This is a genomic window from Streptomyces sp. NPDC001068, from assembly GCF_042897315.1.
GTDB lineage: Bacteria > Actinomycetota > Actinomycetes > Streptomycetales > Streptomycetaceae > Streptomyces.
Genome location: NZ_JBIAYD010000009.1, coordinates 266,673 through 282,367, shown reverse-complemented (window position 1 = coordinate 282,367; position 15,695 = coordinate 266,673). Strand labels below are relative to the sequence as shown.

The window sequence follows — 15,695 nt, the reverse complement described above, 5'->3', positions numbered from 1 at the left end:
CCACCGGGACCATGCGCCCCACTCACGGCGGCCGGGCCTCCCCGGGACCGGGATCGTGACGCCGGCGTTCCCCGTCGCCGTCCCGGTCCCCACGTACGCCGACAGCGGCGCCGGACGCACCACCGTGCCGTCCCCGCCGCCGCTCCACACCGCACAGGGCGCCCGCCGGGACACCACCCACGGCCGGCGCGCGCACCCCCTCGCCGGAGCCGACGCGTGAACCGCGTACCGGTCCGGCCCGACCCACCCGAGACCAGGCAGTGATGCACAGCACTTACCCCGCGGCCGCACCCGTCGTCCGAGAGCCCCTCCACGCACCCGTCGCCCACCTCGTACGCGGGGGAGTCGTCGAGGGCGTCCACCACGGCTCCGTCGTCGTCCTCGACGCCGACGGCGAGATCACCTTCCAGCTCGGCGACGCCGAGGCCGCCTTCTACCCGCGCTCGGCCCTCAAGCCCGTCCAGGCCGTGGCCATGCTGCGGGCCGGGCTGCCGCTCGACGGCGAGCTGCTCTCCCTGGCCGCCGCCAGCCACTCCGGCGAGGAACGCCACATCGCCGGCGCCCGGCGCATCCTCGGCCTCGCCGGACTGACCGAAGCCGACCTGCGCAACGTGCCTGACATGCCCTACGGCCCCGAGGTCCGCGACAGCTGGATGCGGGCGGGCCGGCAGCCCTCCCGGCTCGCGCAGAACTGCTCCGGCAAGCACGCGGCGATGCTGTGGACCGCGAAGCTTAACGACTGGCCGCTGGAGGACTACCTCGACCCGGCACACCCGCTCCAGCAGGCGATCGCCGAGATCGTCGAGGACCTCACCGGGCAGCGCATCGCCCGTACCACCGTGGACGGCTGCGGTGCCCCCCTGTTCTCCGTCTCCCTGCACGGGCTCGCGCGGGCGCTGTCGCGGATCGTCACCGCGGCGCCGGGCACGCCGGAGGCACGGGTCGCCGACGCCATGCGGCAGCACGCGGAGATGGCGTCCGGCGCGGGGCGCGACGTGGCCGCGCTGATGGCGGCCGTGCCGGGGCTGCTGGCGAAGGACGGGTTCGAAGGGGTGCAGGTCGCCGCGCTGCCGGACGGCCGGGCCGTCGCCGTGAAGATAGCCGACGGCGCGAACCGGGCGCGGATCCCGGTCGCCGCGGCGGCGTTGGCCCGGGCCGGCGTGGACCGGGAGCTGCTCACGGAGTTCGCCGGCGAGACGCTGCTCGGCGGCGGCCGGCCGGTCGGACACGTGCGGCCCGTACGTTCCCTGGAGCCGCTCTCCGTCCGCGTCTAGGGGGCCTTCGACGGCAGCGGTCCCTCACCCGGCCGACCCGCGCCCACGCGCCGGGTTCCGGCCGGGGCACAATGGTGATCATGGCTACGTCGTCGCCGGCCTTTCTGCCGGTCCTGGAGCGGATCGCCGAGGAGATCGAGCGGACGCCCGGCCGCGGGCGGCCCGCCGACTACATTCCGGCGCTCGCCGCCTGCGACCCCCGCAGCTTCGGCATGGCCGTGGCCGAACTGGACGGCACGGTCTACGGCGTGGGCGACTGGCGCCGGCCGTTCTCCACGCAGTCCGTCACCAAGGTCTTCACCCTCGCCCTCGACCTGAGCCGCGAGGGCGACGAACTCTGGGAGCACGTCGGCCGCGAACCCTCCGGCAACCCCTTCAACTCCCTGGTCCAGCTGGAGTACGAGAACGGCATCCCGCGCAATCCCTTCGTGAACGCGGGCGCCCTCGTCGTCACCGACCGCCTCCAGACCCGTACCGGAGACGCGGCCGGTGAACTCCTCGCCTTCCTGCGCGCCGAGAGCGGCAACGCGGCCCTGGCCTTCGACACGGAGGTGGCCGCCTCCGAGTCCCGGTCCGGCGACCGCAACGCCGCCCTGGCCCACTTCATGGCCTCCTACGGCAACATCGACAACGAGGTCCCGGTCCTCCTCGACCAGTACTTCCGCCAGTGCTCGGTCGCCGCGTCCTGCGCCGACCTGGCCCTGGCGACCACGTTCCTGGCCCGCCACGGCATCCGGGCCGACGGCAGCCGGCTGCTCACCCGCAGCCAGGCCAAGCAGGTCAACGCGGTGATGCTGACCTGCGGCACGTACGACGCGGCCGGCGACTTCGCCTACCGGGTGGGGCTGCCGGGCAAGAGCGGGGTGGGAGGCGGCATCATCGCGGTGGTACCGGGCCGTTGCGCGATCTGCGTGTGGAGCCCGGGCCTGGACGAGCGGGGCAACTCGGTGGCGGGAGTGGCGGCCCTGGACCGCTTCACGACACTGACCGGCCTGTCGGTGTTCTAGGGCGTGTCGCGAAAGTCCCGCCTGCCGCGCGACGCCATGCACGCTCCCCCACTGCCTGAAGGGGCACTCCCCCAGCCTTCGGCCGGGGGCCCCCAGAGCACGCACCTGACGCCGCGCGGCCCGCCCTTCGGGCGAACGACGGGACTTTCGCAACACGCCCTAGTGCCGCGGCCCGCGCCCCACCGGCCGGGCGCCGACGGCGAATCACTGGCCGGTCACAGCCAGGTCTCTCCCAAGAAAACGCCCCGTCGCTTTCTGGCCACCCGCCCTTGACACGCTGGGCCAGTGTTGGCCATGGCTTTCCCCGTCGATCTCCGCCGATGCCAGGTTCTGGGCCTGGCCGGTACCGCCTTTCTCGCACTGGGAGGTGAGACAGCCGGCGCCCTCCCGGTCGAGGACCTCCTCGCGCCGAGCTCCGTACAGGCGGCGTTCGGTCTGGTCGGGGTCTACTTCGGCGTCGTCCTGCTCATCGCGGCGTGGCTGCTGCTGGGCCGCCTCGTACGCGGCGGCGAACCGCCCACGCCCCGCCAGCTGTTGCTGGTCCTCGCGGTCTGGGCGGCCCCGCTGCTGCTCGCGCCCCCGCTGTTCAGCCGGGACGTCTACAGCTACCTCGCCCAGGGCGCCATGGTCGACGCGCACATGGACGTCTACACCGCCGGACCCGCGCAGCTCGGCGGCCCGCTGGCCGACGAGGTCGCCCCGGTCTGGCAGAACACCGCCGCACCGTACGGCCCCGCGTTCATGGGCCTGGCGTCGCTGTTGTCCGGGCTGACCCGGGGTGAACTGCCCGCCGGGCTCTTCGGGATGCGGCTGGTCGCCCTGCTCGGTGTCGGCCTGATGGCGGTGGCGCTGCCCCGGCTGGCCCGGCACAGCGGGGCCGACCCGGCCGCCGCGCTCTGGCTCGGCGCCCTCAACCCGCTGGTCCTGCTGCATCTGGTGGCGGGCGCCCACAACGACGCCATCATGCTCGGCCTGCTGGGCCTCGGTCTGGTCGCGGCGCTCGGCCGCTGGCCGGTCCTCGGCGCCGTGCTCGTCACACTGGCGGCGCTGGTGAAGGCGCCGGCCGCGCTGGGGCTGCTCGCGATCATCGTCGTACAGGCGCGCAGGGGCCGTAGTCCGGTGGCGGCGACCCTGCTGACGGTCGCCGCGTCCGGTGCCACGACGGTGGTGGCGACCGCCGTCGCGGGGACCGGGTACGGGTGGATAGGGGCGCTCGACACGCCCGTCTCCGCGCACAACTGGGCCCTCAGCAGCCTGCTGGGCCGGGCGACCGGCGCGCTCCTGGAACACCTCGGCAGCGACCTGGCACCGCTGGCCGTGCCCGCCTGGCATCTGCTCGGGCTCGTGCTGACGGCGGTGACCGTGCTGCTGATATGGATCCGGCTGCGGCTGCGCCCGGTCTACGCCCTGGGCCTGAGCCTCGCGGCGGTCGCCGCCTTCGGGCCGGCGATCCGGCCCTGGTACGCGATCTGGGGCCTGTTCCTGATAGCGGCGGCTGCGCCCAGCACCTCGGTCCGGCACCGGGTGGCCGCCGTCACCGGAGTCCTCGCGCTCGCGGTGCTGCCCAGCGGCGGCCCGGCCGACGTCGGCCAGCTGGTCCTGGCCGTCTCCGGCGGGGTGCTGGGCGTGGTCGTGCTGTGGCAGGCCCACCAGGCCGCGCAGGCCCCGGCCGTGGGACGTACGGCATGAGCGGCACGTACGGGGTGAGAGGCCCGCGTACCGACCGGGGGAGAGCGCTGCTCGTCCTGGTGCTGGTCGGCGTCGTGACCGTGTTCACGGCCACCGTGCCGCTGCTGCGCGACTGGTTCGACCTGCGCGTCTACTACGGCACCGTGCACACCTGGGTGCACCACGGCGGGCGGATCTACGACTACCGGGTGCCGGGGACGACGTACGGCTTCACCTATCCGCCGTTCGCCGCCGTCGGCATGCTGCCCATGGCGCTGGTCGGGCTGCACCTGGCCATCGCGGTCTCGCTGCTGGTCAACCTGGCCGCGCTGGCCTTCGTGCTGCGCATCCTGGCCGGTCCGGGCTGGCGGCGCTGGGGCTGGTACCGCTGGGCGCTCGCGCTGTGCGCGCTGGCCCTGTTCGAGCCGCTGCGGGACACCTTCAGCTTCGGCCAGGTGAACCTGGTGCTGCTCGCGCTGGTCCTCGGCGACTGCTGTCTGCTGCGCAGCGGGCGCGGACGCTGGGCCGGCGCCGGTATCGGGCTCGCCGCCGCCGTCAAGCTCACACCGGCGCTCTTCATCGGCATGCTGCTGCTGGCCCGCAGATGGCGGGCGGCGGCGACCGCGACGGCGGTGGCGCTCGTGGCCACCGGGCTCGCCGCCTGGGCGGACCCGAAGGCGTCCCGCTTCTACTGGACGCAGGCGCTCTGGGACACCAGCCGGGTCGGCCGGCTCGACTACGTGTCCAACCAGTCGCTGCAGGGCGTACTGGCCCGGCTCGGCCACCCCGACAAGCCGCTGTGGGCGACGGTCGTGCTGGTCACGCTCGCCGTCTGGGCGTGGCGGACCCGCAGGGCGGTGGCCGCCGAGAACTGGACGGCCGCCTTCGCGCTGACCGGTCTCACGGCCTGCCTGGTCAGCCCGATCACCTGGGTGCACCACCTGGTGTGGCTGCTGCCCTCGTTCGCGCTGCTGGCCCGTGCCGGGTACCCGCGGGTCGCGGGCGCCCTGTACGCGGTGATGTGCACCAGCGTGGTGTGGCTGTGGTTCGACGACGCGTCCGGGGTCGACGGGTTCCTCGGCAGCAACATCTACACGTGGATCACCCTGGGTCTGCTGCTGGGCCTGCCGACCGGTCAGCCGCGTGCGGAGCGGCCGCCCCTGAGCCGCAGCGCGAAGGCCACGGCACCCGCACCGAGCGCCGCGACACCCGCGGCCATGGCGGCCTCGGACCAGCCGGAGCCGTCCTCCGGCCCGGCGGCCGCCGCCATCGGTACGGTGCTCGGTCCCGGCCGGGGCCGCGGCTTGGCCCGCAGGGCGTCCAGCGAGCCCACCGGGTCGACCCGTCCGGCCGCCTCGAAACCCCAGTCGAGCAGCTGACGGGACTCGTCGTAGATGCCGCCGTCCTGAGGGTTCATCACGGTCACGATCAGGGTGCGCCCGCCCCGCTTGGCGGCGGCGACCAGGGTGTTGCCGGCGTTGGTGGTGTAGCCGTTCTTGATCCCGATCAGGCCGGGGTAGCGCGGCACTCCGTCCTCGCCGGTCAGCAGCCGGTTGGTGTTCTGGATGCCGAACGACCATCCGGCGTCGGCCGGGAACTGGGCCGAGGCGGTGGAGCAGTACCGGGCGAAGTCCTGGTTGCGCAGCCCGGCCCGGCCGAACACCGCCAGGTCGAACGCGGAGGAGACCTGCCCCGGTGCGTCGTAGCCGTCGGGGGACTCGACGTGCGTGTCCAGGGCGCCCAGGGAACGCGCCTTGGCCTGCATCAGGGAGACGGTGCGGTCCCAGCCGCCGTCGAGCGCCGCCAGGACGTGCACGGCGTCGTTGCCCGAGCTGAGGAAGACCCCGCGCCACAGGTCGGACACCCGGTAGGTGTGGCCCTCCTCGACGCCGACCAGGCTGCTGCCCTCCTCGACGTCGGCCAGCTCCTGGTGTGTCACCCGGTGTTCCAGACCGCCCGGCAGGACCGGCAGCACGGTGAGCGCGAACAGGGTCTTCAGGGTGCTGGCCGGCGGCAGTGCGCGATGCGCCTCGTTCGCCGCCAGCACCTGGCCGCTGGACGCGTCGGCGATCAGCCAGGACAGCGCCGAGACGTCCGGGACCTCGGGCACCCCGGCGTGCGGCCGTACCTGGGTACCGGAGTGGTAGAGCAGGGACGGCCCGGGCACCACCGCGCGTGGGGGCGGGGCCGGGTCCAGCGCCGCGGAGCCGGCGGCGGCCGTGCCGGGCGTGAGCGCCAGCAGGCCTGCCACGCAGAGGGCGCAGGTCGACGCCGCCACCCGGCGAGGAAATCGGTCAGAGAATCCGATCGTCATACGATCAACGTAGGAAGGGAGTCGGTTTCCGGCGCGCAGCCTGGGCCGGACGGGGGTCCTGAGCAACCCGGATGCCGCATGCCCGGCCGCGGTGTCAGCCCGTCGGCAGGGTCGGCTGGACCCGGCGCAGGAAGGTGGCGTTGTCCGGCGTGCCGCGCATCCGCTCCAGGAGCGTCTCCAGGCCGGCCTGGCTCCCCTCCCGGCTCTGCAGGGCCCGGCGCAGCCCGCGTACGACGGTCAACTCGGCGGGGGAGAGCAGGAGTTCCTCGCGCCGGGTGCCGGAGGAGGTGACGTCCACGGCCGGGAAGACGCGCCGGGCGGCCACCTCGCGGTCCAGGCGCAGCTCCATGTTGCCGGTGCTCTTCAGCTCCTCGAAGAAGTAGCCGTCCGCGCGGGAACCGGTGTCCACCAGGACGGTGGCGAGGATGGTGAGCGAGCCGCCCTCCTCCACCTTGCGGGCCGCCCCGAAGAACCGCTTGGGGCCGAGCAGCGCGGCCGCGTCGACACCGCCGCTGAGGGTTCGGCCGTTCGTGGCGGCCGCGTTGTTGTGGGCCCGGCACAGCCGGGTCAGGGAGTCGAGCAGGATGACGACGTCCCGGCCGTCCTCGACGAGCCGCTTGGCCCGCTCCACGACGAGTTCGGCGAGCGCGATGTGCTCCTTGGCGGGCCGGTCGAAGGTGGAGGCGTACACCTCGCCGTGGACCGAGCGCCGCATGTCGGTGACCTCCTCGGGGCGCTCGTCGAGCAGCAGCACCATGAGGTGGCACTCCGGGTGGTTGCCGGCGACGGCGGCCGCGTACTGCTGGAGCAGCACCGTCTTGCCGGTCTTCGGCGGGGCCACGATCAGCCCGCGCTGTCCCTTGCCGACGGGGGCGAACAGGTCGGTGACCCGTCCGGCGAGCCCGGAGGCGGGGTGTTCGAGGCGGATCCGCTCCCGCGGGTGCAGCGGGGTCAGCTCACGGAAGTGCCGGCGCCCGCGCGATTCCCCGGGCGTCCGGCCGTTGACGAGCGTGACCTCGGTCAGGGTGCGCCGGTCGCCCCGGACGCCCTCGACGAGGTCGCCCTTGCGCAGACCGTGACGGCGGATCAGCGCGGCCGGCACCTGCGGGTCGGCCGGGGAGGACAGGCAGCCCGGGGCCCGCAGCTGCCCCTTCCCGCCCGCGTCGATGTCGAGGACACCGGTGACGGGCCGGACGGCGCTCCGGTCCTGCTGCTGTACGGGGGGTTCGAGTGTGGTGGTCATGAGAGGTGGTCCTTTCGAGGACGTGGGCACGAAGAAGGGGGGAAGGCCGGGGCCGCGAGCGGGAGGCGTCGAGACGGGCCTCCGTGCGGCGGGAACGACACCTCGGGACGGCACGGATGCCCTGGTCACGAGGTGGTGCGGAGAAGCCGGCGGGCCGGTCGCGGAGCGACGGCCGAAGCGGCGGGGAGAGAGAATCCGGCACCGGGGCCCGGCAACGGGGCGACCACGGGTGCTGCTCGGACTATACCCAATCTTCCGCTGCCGTCAACACGGAACCGGTCACCGGTATTCCCGGACCGGCCCCGGACACGAGTGGCGCGCAACCCCGCATCCCGGCGGGCCGGGTGCGCCTACGATCGGCGGTGCCCGCGTGCCGCGCCCCGTCAGGAGTCCCGGTGGAGACCTCGCCCGTACCGCACCGCCTGAACCCCGCCGGCGGCTGCCCGCACGCCGACAACGCCCGGCTGCTGGCGCGCGGCGCCGTGACACCGGTCGCCCTGCCCGGCGGTGTCGAAGGCATGGCCGTGCTCGGGCACGAGACGCTCAGGGAGTTCCTCCAGCACCCCGAAGTCGCGAAGGACGCACGGCACTTCACCGAGCTGCGGGAAGGCCGGATCCCGGCCGGCTGGCCGTTGCGCACCTTCGCCACCGTGCGCGGCATGACCACCGCGGACGGGGAGGACCACCGCAGGCTGCGCGGTCTGGTCAGCCGTGCCTTCACGCCTCGCCGCGTCGAACGACTGCGGCCCCGGATAGAGGAGTTGGCCGCTTCCCTGCTCGACGGTCTGCGGCGCGCTGCGGTGGACGGCGTCGTCGACCTGCGCCGGCACTTCGCGCTGCCGCTGCCCATGGACGTCATCGGTGAACTGCTCGGCGTGGACGCCGAGTTCCGTGACCGGCTGCACCAGCTGTCCAGCCGGGTCGTGGCCACCGACATCGGGCCGGCGGAGGCCGTGGCCGCCAACCGCGAGCTGGTCGCCGTCCTCGCCGCCGTGGCCGCGGCCCGGGCCGAGCGGCCCGGCGACGACCTCACCAGCGCCCTGATCGCCGCCCGCGACGAGGACGGCGACCGGCTCGGGCAGGAGGAGCTGATCGGCACCCTGGTACTGATGATCATCGCGGGGCACGAGACCACCCTCAACCTGATCACCAACGCGGTGCGCGCCCTGTGCGGCCACCGCGACCAGCTCGACCTGGTGCGCGGGGGCGGGGCGAGCTGGGCGGACGTGGTGGAGGAGACGCTGCGCTGGGACGCCCCGGTCAGCTACTTCCCGTTCCGCTACCCCGTCCGGGACCTCGCCCTCGGCGGCACGGTGATCCCCGCCGGCACCCCGGTCCTGGCCGGCTACTCCGCCGCCGGCCGGGACCCGGCCGCGCACGGCCCGGACGCCGGGCGGTTCGACGTCACCCGGCCCGCCCGCCCCGACGCCGTCCGCCATCTCTCCCTCGGCCACGGAGCCCACTTCTGCCTGGGCGCCCCGCTGGCCCGGCTGGAGGCCACCGTGGCCCTGGAACGCCTCTTCGACCGCTTCCCCGCCCTGGACCTGGCCGTGCCCGAGGACGGTCTGGCCCGGGAGGCCAGCTTCGTCGGCAACAGCGTCCACGTCCTTCCGGTACGGCTCGGCGTCTGACCGCGCGGCCGGCCTCCGTCCCGCCGCCGGGTCGTGGGACGGCAACGGATGTCCGCAATCCATAACGGTCATGCCCGGGAGGGGACTTGATGTCGGGTAATGCCTTATCTTCACGACATGTCCACGCCACCGCAGCCGCCGTCCTCCCCGCAGCAGCCGCCGGCCCATCAGCAGCCCGAGCAGCCGCCGGTGCCGTCCCAGCAGCCCCGGCCGACCGCGTATCCGTATCCGAACCCGCAGTCGCCCCCGCCCGCGCAGAACCCCTACGCGCAGCCGACCCTCGTCAACCAGCCCGCGGCGCCCCCGCAGGGCAACCCCTATGGCGTGCAGCCCGGTTACGGCTACCCGCTGCCGGCCGCGCCGCCGTCGGCCGGCGGGAGCCAGGCCGGCAGAGCCGTGCTGTGGCTGGCCGTCGGCGCGGTGGTGGCCTCCGCGGGCTGGGCGGCCGCCCTGTTCCTGGCCGGCGGTCTCGGCGGCGGCGCGGACCTGCGCGGCTACCAGGCACCCGCGAACCTCTGCTCCGGCGCGGACTACTCCTCCTTCCAGGACGAGTACCCCGACGGCGACTCGTCCCCGACGAAGAACGTGCTGAAGGACCCGGCCCTGGACGAGAGCTACTGCAGTCTCAGTCTCAAGAAGACCGGGTCCAGCTACGCGGACGCCTATCTCTCCATCCAGGTCGACCTGCACCGCAAGACCGACCCGGGACCGGAGTTCACGGCCACCTGGAAGAACTACGGGGACAGCCACACCGACTACGACGTGAGCCCGGTGCAGGACATCGGGGACGAGGCCTACCTGGTCACCGAGGACACCGGCAGCGGCTCCGGCACCAGCGGCTCGCGGTACGCCACGCTGGCGGTGCGGGACGGCTGGATGACGTACACGATGAGCTACAGCGCCTACTTCTCGTCGTACGGCAGCGACAAGAACCCGCCAACGCTCGACGACGTGACGGGCTGGCTGAAGACGGACACCAAGTCCACGCTGGAGCAGCTCAGGGACTGACGCCCGGCTCCGGCCGTTCCCGTAGGCTGGCCGGATGTTCAGCCCCGATGGCCCGAGCCTCCGCGAGCTCACCGTCCAGGCCCTGTCCTCGGTCGAGCGCGGCTACGACCTGCTGGCCCCGAAGTTCGACCACACCCCCTTCCGGACCCCGGACTCGATCCTGGAGGAGGCCGCCAAGGCGCTGACCCCGCTCGGCCCGTTCCGGGACGGACTCGACCTGTGCTGCGGCACCGGCGCCGGGCTCGACGTGCTGGCCCAGGTGTGCCGGGACAGCGTCACCGGCGTCGACTTCAGCGCCGGCATGCTCGACGTCGCCAGGCGGCTGCCGCCTCCTGAGGGGCCGGACGTCCGCTGGGTGCGCGCGGACGCCCGGGCCCTTCCCTTCGGACCCGCCTTCGACCTGGTGGTCAGCTTCGGGGCGTTCGGTCACTTCCTGCCCCGGGAACTGCCCGGCCTCTTCCGGCAGGTCCACTCGGTCCTGCGACCGGGCGGCGCCTTCGCCTTCCCGGTGCCGGCGCCGCCCCGACCCGCCGGCCCCGGGTTCTGGGCCCTGCTCGGCTTCGACGCCGTCATGCGGGTGCGCAACGCCCTGTGGCGGCCGCCGTTCGTCATGTACTACCGGGCCTTCCGACTCAGCACGGTGCTGGGGGAGTTGGAGCGGGCGGGATTCTCGGTGGAGCTGGGCGCGCTGCCCGGTTTCGGCCGGCGCGGGGACGGCAGTCCGCGCGCCCGGCTCGTCGTGGCCAGGAGGGGCGGACCGGGTCAGCCCGCGGCGGGCACCGTGAACTCGTAGACCAGTGAGTCCTGTCGGGTGTCGACCACGAGGTCGGTGATCTCCAGCGGGCGGGCGTACTGGTCGTGCACCCGGCGGGTCACCAGGACCGAGGCCGCGTCCGCGATCTGGCTGATCGAGTCCCGGTGGTGCAGGGTGAGGCCGGCCTTGCGCATCCAGTCGTAGGCGCGGCGCAACTGGGCCGCGGTGGCGCCGTCGGCCCGGTCCCGGTAGCGGCCGAGTTCCTCGACCTCGCTCAGGGCGACGGTCGAGAAGGAGGTCACGGCGGTGCGCAGGGCGCGGCCGTCGGGGGCGGCGGACTCGTAGCGGTGGACCAGGGTCGGCCGGTGCGGGGCGAGACCGAGGGCGGCCGCGTGCCCCGGCGGGGGCTCCTCCCAGGTCACCGTGGCGCGGTCGACCGCGCCGTGCTCCGTGGGGCCCGCGCCCACCGGGAAGGCCAGTGAGACCGGGCTCTCCACCGGCCGGCCGTGCAGCGTGGCGTGGCTGCCGCGCCGGTCGGTGGCGACCAGGCCGCTGTGCCGCAGCACCTCCAGCGCCTGCCGGACGGTCTCCCTGCTGACGCCGAAGTGCTGTGCCAACTGTCTTTCTCCCGGCAGCCGTTCGCCCGGCGGGATGGTGCCGGCGCGGAGCTCGTCGAGCAGTTGTGCCGCGATCCGCCCGTACAGAGGCTGCCCTTCGCTCTCGGAGTGGTCGTGGTGGGTGGTGCGGGCCATGCCGCGCCTCCTGTTGGTGACAAGACGTAGCCGTGCGGGCTCATTGCGCGACCACATCTAGCATTGGTCTAAACCATCAGGGAAGGGCGGTTCGCAGGTTCGGCCGAAACCCAACCGACCTCACAGGCTCGCGTAGAGGGCGTTCACCAGGGCCGTCTTGCGTGGATCGTCCGCGATCCGCGGCCCCATCCGGTTCATCACGTAACCCAGCGACACCCCCGCCTCGGGGTCGGCGAGCCCGCACGAACCGCCGAACCCGTCGTGTCCGAAGGCCCGTGGGTTCGGCCCGTACGAGCCGTTGGCCCCACTCAGCCACAGGCCGAGCGCGACCTCGGTCTCGTGCTCGAACCCCGCCCCCAGCACCAGGTCGCGGCAGGGGCCCTGGCCCTCACGCACCCGCTCGGCGGCCTCCGTGGACAGCAGTCGCAGACCGCCGTACTCGCCCCGGCCGGCGAACACCCCGTACAGCGCGGCGACCGCGCGGGCCGTTCCGTGGCCGTTGGCCGCCGGGATCTCGGCCGCCCGCCACCGCGGTGTGTTCGCCGCCGCCGCGCCCACCCCCGGATTGGCCAGGGCCGCCACCGCGGCGGGCGCCAACTGGCTGAAGATCGCGGCCTGTTCGCTGTCCGAGGTGACCCGTGGATGGTCGAGGACCGCGGCCCGCCCGGACTCCTTCTCCGGCAGCCCGACGGTGAAGTCGATGCCCAGCGGCCCGGTCACCTCCCCCTCCAGGAATGCCCCGGGCAGCAGCCCCGACACCCGCCGCACCACCTCGCCGACCAGGAAGCCGTAGGTCATCGCGTGGTACCCGGACCGCGTCCCGGGCTCCCACCAGGGTTCCGTCGCCGCCAGCCGGGCGGTCGTCAACTCCCAGTCGTACAGCTGCGGGAGCGAGTGCGGCTCGCGCAGGCCGCAGAGTCCGGCGCGGTGCGAGAGCAGGTGCCGCACGAGGACCCGCTCCTTGCCCGCGGCCGCGAACTCGGGCCAGTATTCGGCCACCGGCGCGTCGAGGTCCAGCAGGCCCCGGTCGGCCAGGATGTGCGCGCACAGGGCGACCGGGCCCTTGGTCGTGGACCACACGTTCACCACCGTGTCCCGCTCCCAGGGCCGGTCGCGCCCCGGGTCGGCCCAGCCGCCCCACAGGTCCACGACCGTCTCGCCGTCCACGGTCACCGCCACGGCGGCGCCCAGCTCCGCGCGGCCGCGGAAGTTCTCCTCGAAGGCCTCCCGCACCGCCCTGAACCGCGGCTCGCAGTGACCGTGGACCGATGATCCGTGCTCGGACATGCGCCCTCCGTCGTATGCCGGAAGCCCGGGCCGCGGCTCTGCGGCCCGGGCCTCCCGAACGTACCGACTGGTCGGACTGGAGGGAAGGCCGGTGCGTCGGCCGAGGCTCCGGAATCCGGCGTCAGTTGTAGACGAGCAGGTAGTCGCAGGTGCTCGTGCCGTCGTGGAGCGAGGTGTCGCTGTTGAGGACGTAGAAGGCCTGGGCGAAACCGGCCGCGGTCATCTTCGGGACCACGATCATGGTCTGGTTCGCCATGCTCAGCCCCTGCGGCCGCACCACGTTCTGGTAGAGCAGCGCGAACAGGTTCTGCGTGAGGTTGGGCAGCCTGAGGATGCGGTAGGTGCGGTCACCCGAACCGGGCCGGCCCGTGACGGCCGCCTGACTGCCCGGGTCGCCCCAGTGGGAGGGCTGCGTGGCCATCCTGCCCATGGACTCGAGTTCCTGGAGCCGCCGCTGCGTGCTCGGCCTGACACCGGACATGTGAATGTGCAGCTGCTGATATCGCCGGGCGCCCTGCGAATTGACGCCCAGACCGATATTTGCGTACTGCACGGGAACACTGCCGCTGCTTCTCGCGGTCTCCCACGCGTCGTTCCAGTAGTTGTGCGCCGACGTGCTCACCAGGAACGGACACTCGATTCCGGAAATCCGGCAGCTGGGGAGCAGCAGGTAGTTGTGCTGGTTCTCGGGCCTGCCGTGCAGCACGACGTAGTTCGGGGTCGTCCTGAGGCATGCGGGCGGGGTCTGTCCGGGCGGCGGGGGCGTCCCGGTGGTGCAGTACCGGACGTCGTTCCACAGCAGGTCGTTGTCGTTGGGGCTGCCGCACAGCGCCTGCATCGAGGCGGGCGGGCACGGACCGGCGCCGCCCGGGGGAGGAGGCGTGGGGCACGAGGGGTCGGTGGGCACCGGGCCCGTCGCGGCGGCCGCGTTCCCGGCCGCCGCCGTACCCGCCAGGAGTGTGGCGGCGCCAACGACGCCCGAGAATCTGACGAATTGACGCCGGTCCATTTCGCTCGGCTGTTTTTCCGCACTCATGGTTTCTCCGATGGTGGTGGCCGCTGCCTGGCCGTCCGCTGATTCACCCACACAGTAAGCAGTGGCATGCGAAATTCCTCTCAACTGAAAGGGTGGTTGTCATCCGCCGGTTCGTGCGGAGCCGTACGAATATCGAGTTGTGGGTCGCGCGGCCCCGCCGTAGGGTCACCGGCATGTCGGTACGTCTCCGTATGCGTCAGGCGCTGCCGGACGCGATGCGCGCCCGGGACAAGGCCGCGGTGAGCGCGCTGCGCGCGACACTCGCCGCGCTGGACAACGCGGAGGCGGCGCCCGTGGACGAAGCCGCGCTGCGCGGCATGGCCCTCGAGCAGTCACCGGTGGGCGCGGGCGCCACCGAGGTCGCACGGCTCGAACTGAGCGAGCGCGAGATGGCCGACGTCGTGCGCGCCGAGGCCGCCGAGCGCCTCGACGCCGCCGCGCGGTTGACCGCGCCCGCCCATGCCGACCGGGCCGGGCGACTCCGCGAGGAGGCCGCCGTACTCCTGCGGTTCCTCGACGATCCCCGGGTCCCGGCAGACTCCTGAGCCCGGTCCGCCCGGTGCCGGCGAGCCCCGGAGCGCCCTCGGCCACCGGTGGCGGTTCTCCGCGTGCGCGGGGCCGGCGCTCCCGCGCCCCTCAGACGCGGGCGCGCAGCCAGCGCAGTTTCGCCTCCTCGTGGTGCGGGCCGCCGCCCTCGTGGTCGTTGAAGTCGTACACCTCGATCTCCTTGTCCTCGTGCGCCCAGGCGTTGAACGCCGAGAAGACCGTGGACGGCGGGCAGGTCTGGTCCTCCAGCGCCGCCGAGAACAGCGCCGGGGCCCGACCGCGTGCCGCGAAGTGCACCCCGTCGAAGTAGGACAGGGTGCGCTGCACGTCCGCCGAGCGGCCGCGATGCGTCTTGAGGAAAAGGGCCACCTCGCGGTAGGGGTGACGGTCCGTCAGGCCGACGGCGCGCGGGAAGTCGCACAGGAACGGCACGTCCGGGGCGACCGCGGCCAGGTCCGGGACCAGACCGCCGACCGCGATGGTGATCCCGCCGCCCTGGCTGGCGCCGAGCGCCACCGTCCGCGCCGCGTCGGTGAGCGGGTGCGAGCGCGCCGCCTCGACCGCCCGGACCGCGTCCGTGTAGACACGGCGGTAGTAGTAGTTCTCGGGGGCGTCGATGCCCCGCGTCATGAACCCGGGGAACGCCGGTCCGCCGCCGACCGGGTCCGCGGTGGCGCCCCCGCCGCCCCAGGCGCTGCCCTGGCCCCGGGTGTCCATCACGAAGTGGGCCCGTCCGGTCGACGCCCACAGCAGGTTCTCGTGCGCCAGCCCGCGTCCGCCGCCGTAGCCGATGAACTCCACGAGCAGCGGCAGCGGTTCGGCCGCCCCGGCGGGCAGCCGCAGCCAGCCCTTGACCGGGTGGCCGCCGAACCCGGCGAACGTCACGTCGTACACGTCGACCGTCGACAGTCCGGTGTCGACCGGTTCGAAGCGCGCGTCCAGGTCGTGTTCGCGGGCCTCCTGGAGCGTCCCGGACCAGAAGGCGTCGAAGTCCTCGGGCGCCACCGACGCGCTGCGGTGCTCTCGAAGTTCATCGAAGGGGAGGTCGAACAGGGCCATCGTCAGCCGCCTTTGGCGAAGTGATCACACGGATGATCACACCGTACGTGGGCGGTCGGACGGCCCACCAGCTCTCCGCGCCGCCGTCACGGCATCCCGGCCCGCCCCGCACCCGG

The 15,695-nt window shown here is 73.5% G+C and carries 14 protein-coding genes and 1 pseudogene; 9 read left to right on the top strand and 6 right to left on the bottom strand.

Annotated features, from left to right (window positions below; translation table 11 throughout):
• The first annotated feature begins 55 nt into the window (after nucleotides 1–55).
• The 5 genes from ACFY3I_RS25850 to ACFY3I_RS25830 all read left to right on the top strand — a co-directional run bounded on the left by ACFY3I_RS25850 (nucleotide 56) and on the right by ACFY3I_RS25830 (nucleotide 5,328).
• Nucleotides 56–220 carry a hypothetical protein gene (locus ACFY3I_RS25850; RefSeq protein ID WP_390863057.1) on the top strand — a complete coding sequence of 55 codons (165 nt, stop codon included), beginning with the start codon at nucleotides 56–58 and terminating at the stop codon, nucleotides 218–220.
• Nucleotides 221–263: 43 nt separating this feature from the next.
• A complete protein-coding gene (locus ACFY3I_RS25845; RefSeq protein ID WP_390863056.1) occupies nucleotides 264–1,274 on the top strand; it encodes an asparaginase in 1,011 nt (336 codons plus the stop codon).
• Between the two features lie 71 nt (nucleotides 1,275–1,345).
• Nucleotides 1,346–2,281, top strand: a complete 936-nt coding sequence (locus ACFY3I_RS25840; protein ID WP_365287405.1) for a glutaminase — start codon at nucleotides 1,346–1,348, stop codon at nucleotides 2,279–2,281.
• Between the two features lie 294 nt (nucleotides 2,282–2,575).
• Nucleotides 2,576–3,970, top strand: coding sequence for a polyprenol phosphomannose-dependent alpha 1,6 mannosyltransferase MptB (mptB, locus tag ACFY3I_RS25835; RefSeq protein ID WP_365287407.1), 1,395 nt, complete (start codon nucleotides 2,576–2,578; stop codon nucleotides 3,968–3,970).
• Nucleotides 3,971–3,984: 14 nt separating this feature from the next.
• Nucleotides 3,985–5,328 (top strand): glycosyltransferase family 87 protein, encoded by a 1,344-nt coding sequence (locus tag ACFY3I_RS25830; RefSeq protein ID WP_390863330.1) that lies wholly within the window; start codon nucleotides 3,985–3,987, stop codon nucleotides 5,326–5,328.
• A gap of 89 nt (nucleotides 5,329–5,417) precedes the next feature.
• Here the strand turns inward: ACFY3I_RS25830 and ACFY3I_RS25825 are convergent.
• Nucleotides 5,418–6,263 (bottom strand): annotated as a pseudogene (locus ACFY3I_RS25825) (D-alanyl-D-alanine carboxypeptidase family protein); the annotation flags it as partial.
• Nucleotides 6,264–6,357: 94 nt separating this feature from the next.
• Nucleotides 6,358–7,506, bottom strand: coding sequence for a transcription termination factor Rho (gene rho, locus ACFY3I_RS25820; protein ID WP_390863053.1), 1,149 nt, complete (start codon nucleotides 7,504–7,506; stop codon nucleotides 6,358–6,360).
• A gap of 395 nt (nucleotides 7,507–7,901) precedes the next feature.
• Between rho and ACFY3I_RS25815 the strand changes: the two genes are divergently transcribed.
• From ACFY3I_RS25815 to ACFY3I_RS25805, 3 genes are all read left to right on the top strand, one after another.
• On the top strand, nucleotides 7,902–9,137 hold the full coding sequence (locus ACFY3I_RS25815; protein WP_390863051.1) for a cytochrome P450: 1,236 nt from the start codon (nucleotides 7,902–7,904) through the stop codon (nucleotides 9,135–9,137).
• Between the two features lie 117 nt (nucleotides 9,138–9,254).
• The gene (locus ACFY3I_RS25810) at nucleotides 9,255–10,145 is read left to right on the top strand and encodes a hypothetical protein (protein ID WP_390863049.1); all 891 of its coding nucleotides are present in this window, start codon (nucleotides 9,255–9,257) and stop codon (nucleotides 10,143–10,145) included.
• 34 nt (nucleotides 10,146–10,179) lie between these two features.
• Nucleotides 10,180–10,938: a class I SAM-dependent methyltransferase gene (locus tag ACFY3I_RS25805; RefSeq protein WP_390863048.1), complete on the top strand. Its 759-nt coding sequence runs from the start codon at nucleotides 10,180–10,182 to the stop codon at nucleotides 10,936–10,938.
• On the opposite strand, the gene ACFY3I_RS25800 is transcribed toward ACFY3I_RS25805, so the two are convergent.
• The 3 genes from ACFY3I_RS25800 to ACFY3I_RS25790 all read right to left on the bottom strand — a co-directional run bounded on the left by ACFY3I_RS25800 (nucleotide 10,908) and on the right by ACFY3I_RS25790 (nucleotide 13,947).
• Nucleotides 10,908–11,651 carry a GntR family transcriptional regulator gene (locus tag ACFY3I_RS25800; RefSeq protein WP_390863046.1) on the bottom strand — a complete coding sequence of 248 codons (744 nt, stop codon included), beginning with the start codon at nucleotides 11,649–11,651 and terminating at the stop codon, nucleotides 10,908–10,910. The genes ACFY3I_RS25805 and ACFY3I_RS25800 overlap by 31 nt on opposite strands.
• Nucleotides 11,652–11,771: 120 nt before the next feature.
• Nucleotides 11,772–12,938 (bottom strand): serine hydrolase domain-containing protein, encoded by a 1,167-nt coding sequence (locus ACFY3I_RS25795; RefSeq protein WP_390863044.1) that lies wholly within the window; start codon nucleotides 12,936–12,938, stop codon nucleotides 11,772–11,774.
• A 121-nt stretch (nucleotides 12,939–13,059) separates the two neighbouring features.
• Nucleotides 13,060–13,947: a CDP-diacylglycerol diphosphatase gene (locus ACFY3I_RS25790; RefSeq protein ID WP_390863042.1), complete on the bottom strand. Its 888-nt coding sequence runs from the start codon at nucleotides 13,945–13,947 to the stop codon at nucleotides 13,060–13,062.
• A gap of 242 nt (nucleotides 13,948–14,189) precedes the next feature.
• Here ACFY3I_RS25790 and ACFY3I_RS25785 point away from each other — a divergent pair, with 242 nt between their 5' ends.
• Nucleotides 14,190–14,519, top strand: coding sequence for a hypothetical protein (locus ACFY3I_RS25785; protein WP_365287760.1), 330 nt, complete (start codon nucleotides 14,190–14,192; stop codon nucleotides 14,517–14,519).
• A gap of 91 nt (nucleotides 14,520–14,610) precedes the next feature.
• Here ACFY3I_RS25785 and ACFY3I_RS25780 read toward each other — a convergent pair whose 3' ends face one another.
• On the bottom strand, nucleotides 14,611–15,579 hold the full coding sequence (locus ACFY3I_RS25780) for an acetylxylan esterase (RefSeq protein WP_390863041.1): 969 nt from the start codon (nucleotides 15,577–15,579) through the stop codon (nucleotides 14,611–14,613).
• Nucleotides 15,580–15,695 lie beyond the last annotated feature (116 nt).

Excerpts from the sequence above, each read along its gene's own strand:
- ACFY3I_RS25845 (WP_390863056.1), top strand. The coding sequence starts at position 264 with ATGCACAGCACTTACCCCGCGGCCGCACCCGTCGTCCGAGAGCCCCTC.
- ACFY3I_RS25840 (WP_365287405.1), top strand. The coding sequence starts at position 1,346 with ATGGTGATCATGGCTACGTCGTCGCCGGCCTTTCTGCCGGTCCTGGAG.
- mptB (WP_365287407.1), top strand. The coding sequence starts at position 2,576 with ATGGCTTTCCCCGTCGATCTCCGCCGATGCCAGGTTCTGGGCCTGGCC.
- rho (WP_390863053.1), bottom strand. The coding sequence starts at position 7,506 with ATGACCACCACACTCGAACCCCCCGTACAGCAGCAGGACCGGAGCGCC.
- ACFY3I_RS25810 (WP_390863049.1), top strand. The coding sequence starts at position 9,255 with ATGTCCACGCCACCGCAGCCGCCGTCCTCCCCGCAGCAGCCGCCGGCC.
- ACFY3I_RS25805 (WP_390863048.1), top strand. The coding sequence starts at position 10,180 with ATGTTCAGCCCCGATGGCCCGAGCCTCCGCGAGCTCACCGTCCAGGCC.
- ACFY3I_RS25800 (WP_390863046.1), bottom strand. The coding sequence starts at position 11,651 with ATGGCCCGCACCACCCACCACGACCACTCCGAGAGCGAAGGGCAGCCT.
- ACFY3I_RS25795 (WP_390863044.1), bottom strand. The coding sequence starts at position 12,938 with ATGTCCGAGCACGGATCATCGGTCCACGGTCACTGCGAGCCGCGGTTC.
- ACFY3I_RS25790 (WP_390863042.1), bottom strand. The coding sequence starts at position 13,947 with ATGGACCGGCGTCAATTCGTCAGATTCTCGGGCGTCGTTGGCGCCGCC.
- ACFY3I_RS25785 (WP_365287760.1), top strand. The coding sequence starts at position 14,190 with ATGCGCGCCCGGGACAAGGCCGCGGTGAGCGCGCTGCGCGCGACACTC.
- ACFY3I_RS25780 (WP_390863041.1), bottom strand. The coding sequence starts at position 15,579 with ATGGCCCTGTTCGACCTCCCCTTCGATGAACTTCGAGAGCACCGCAGC.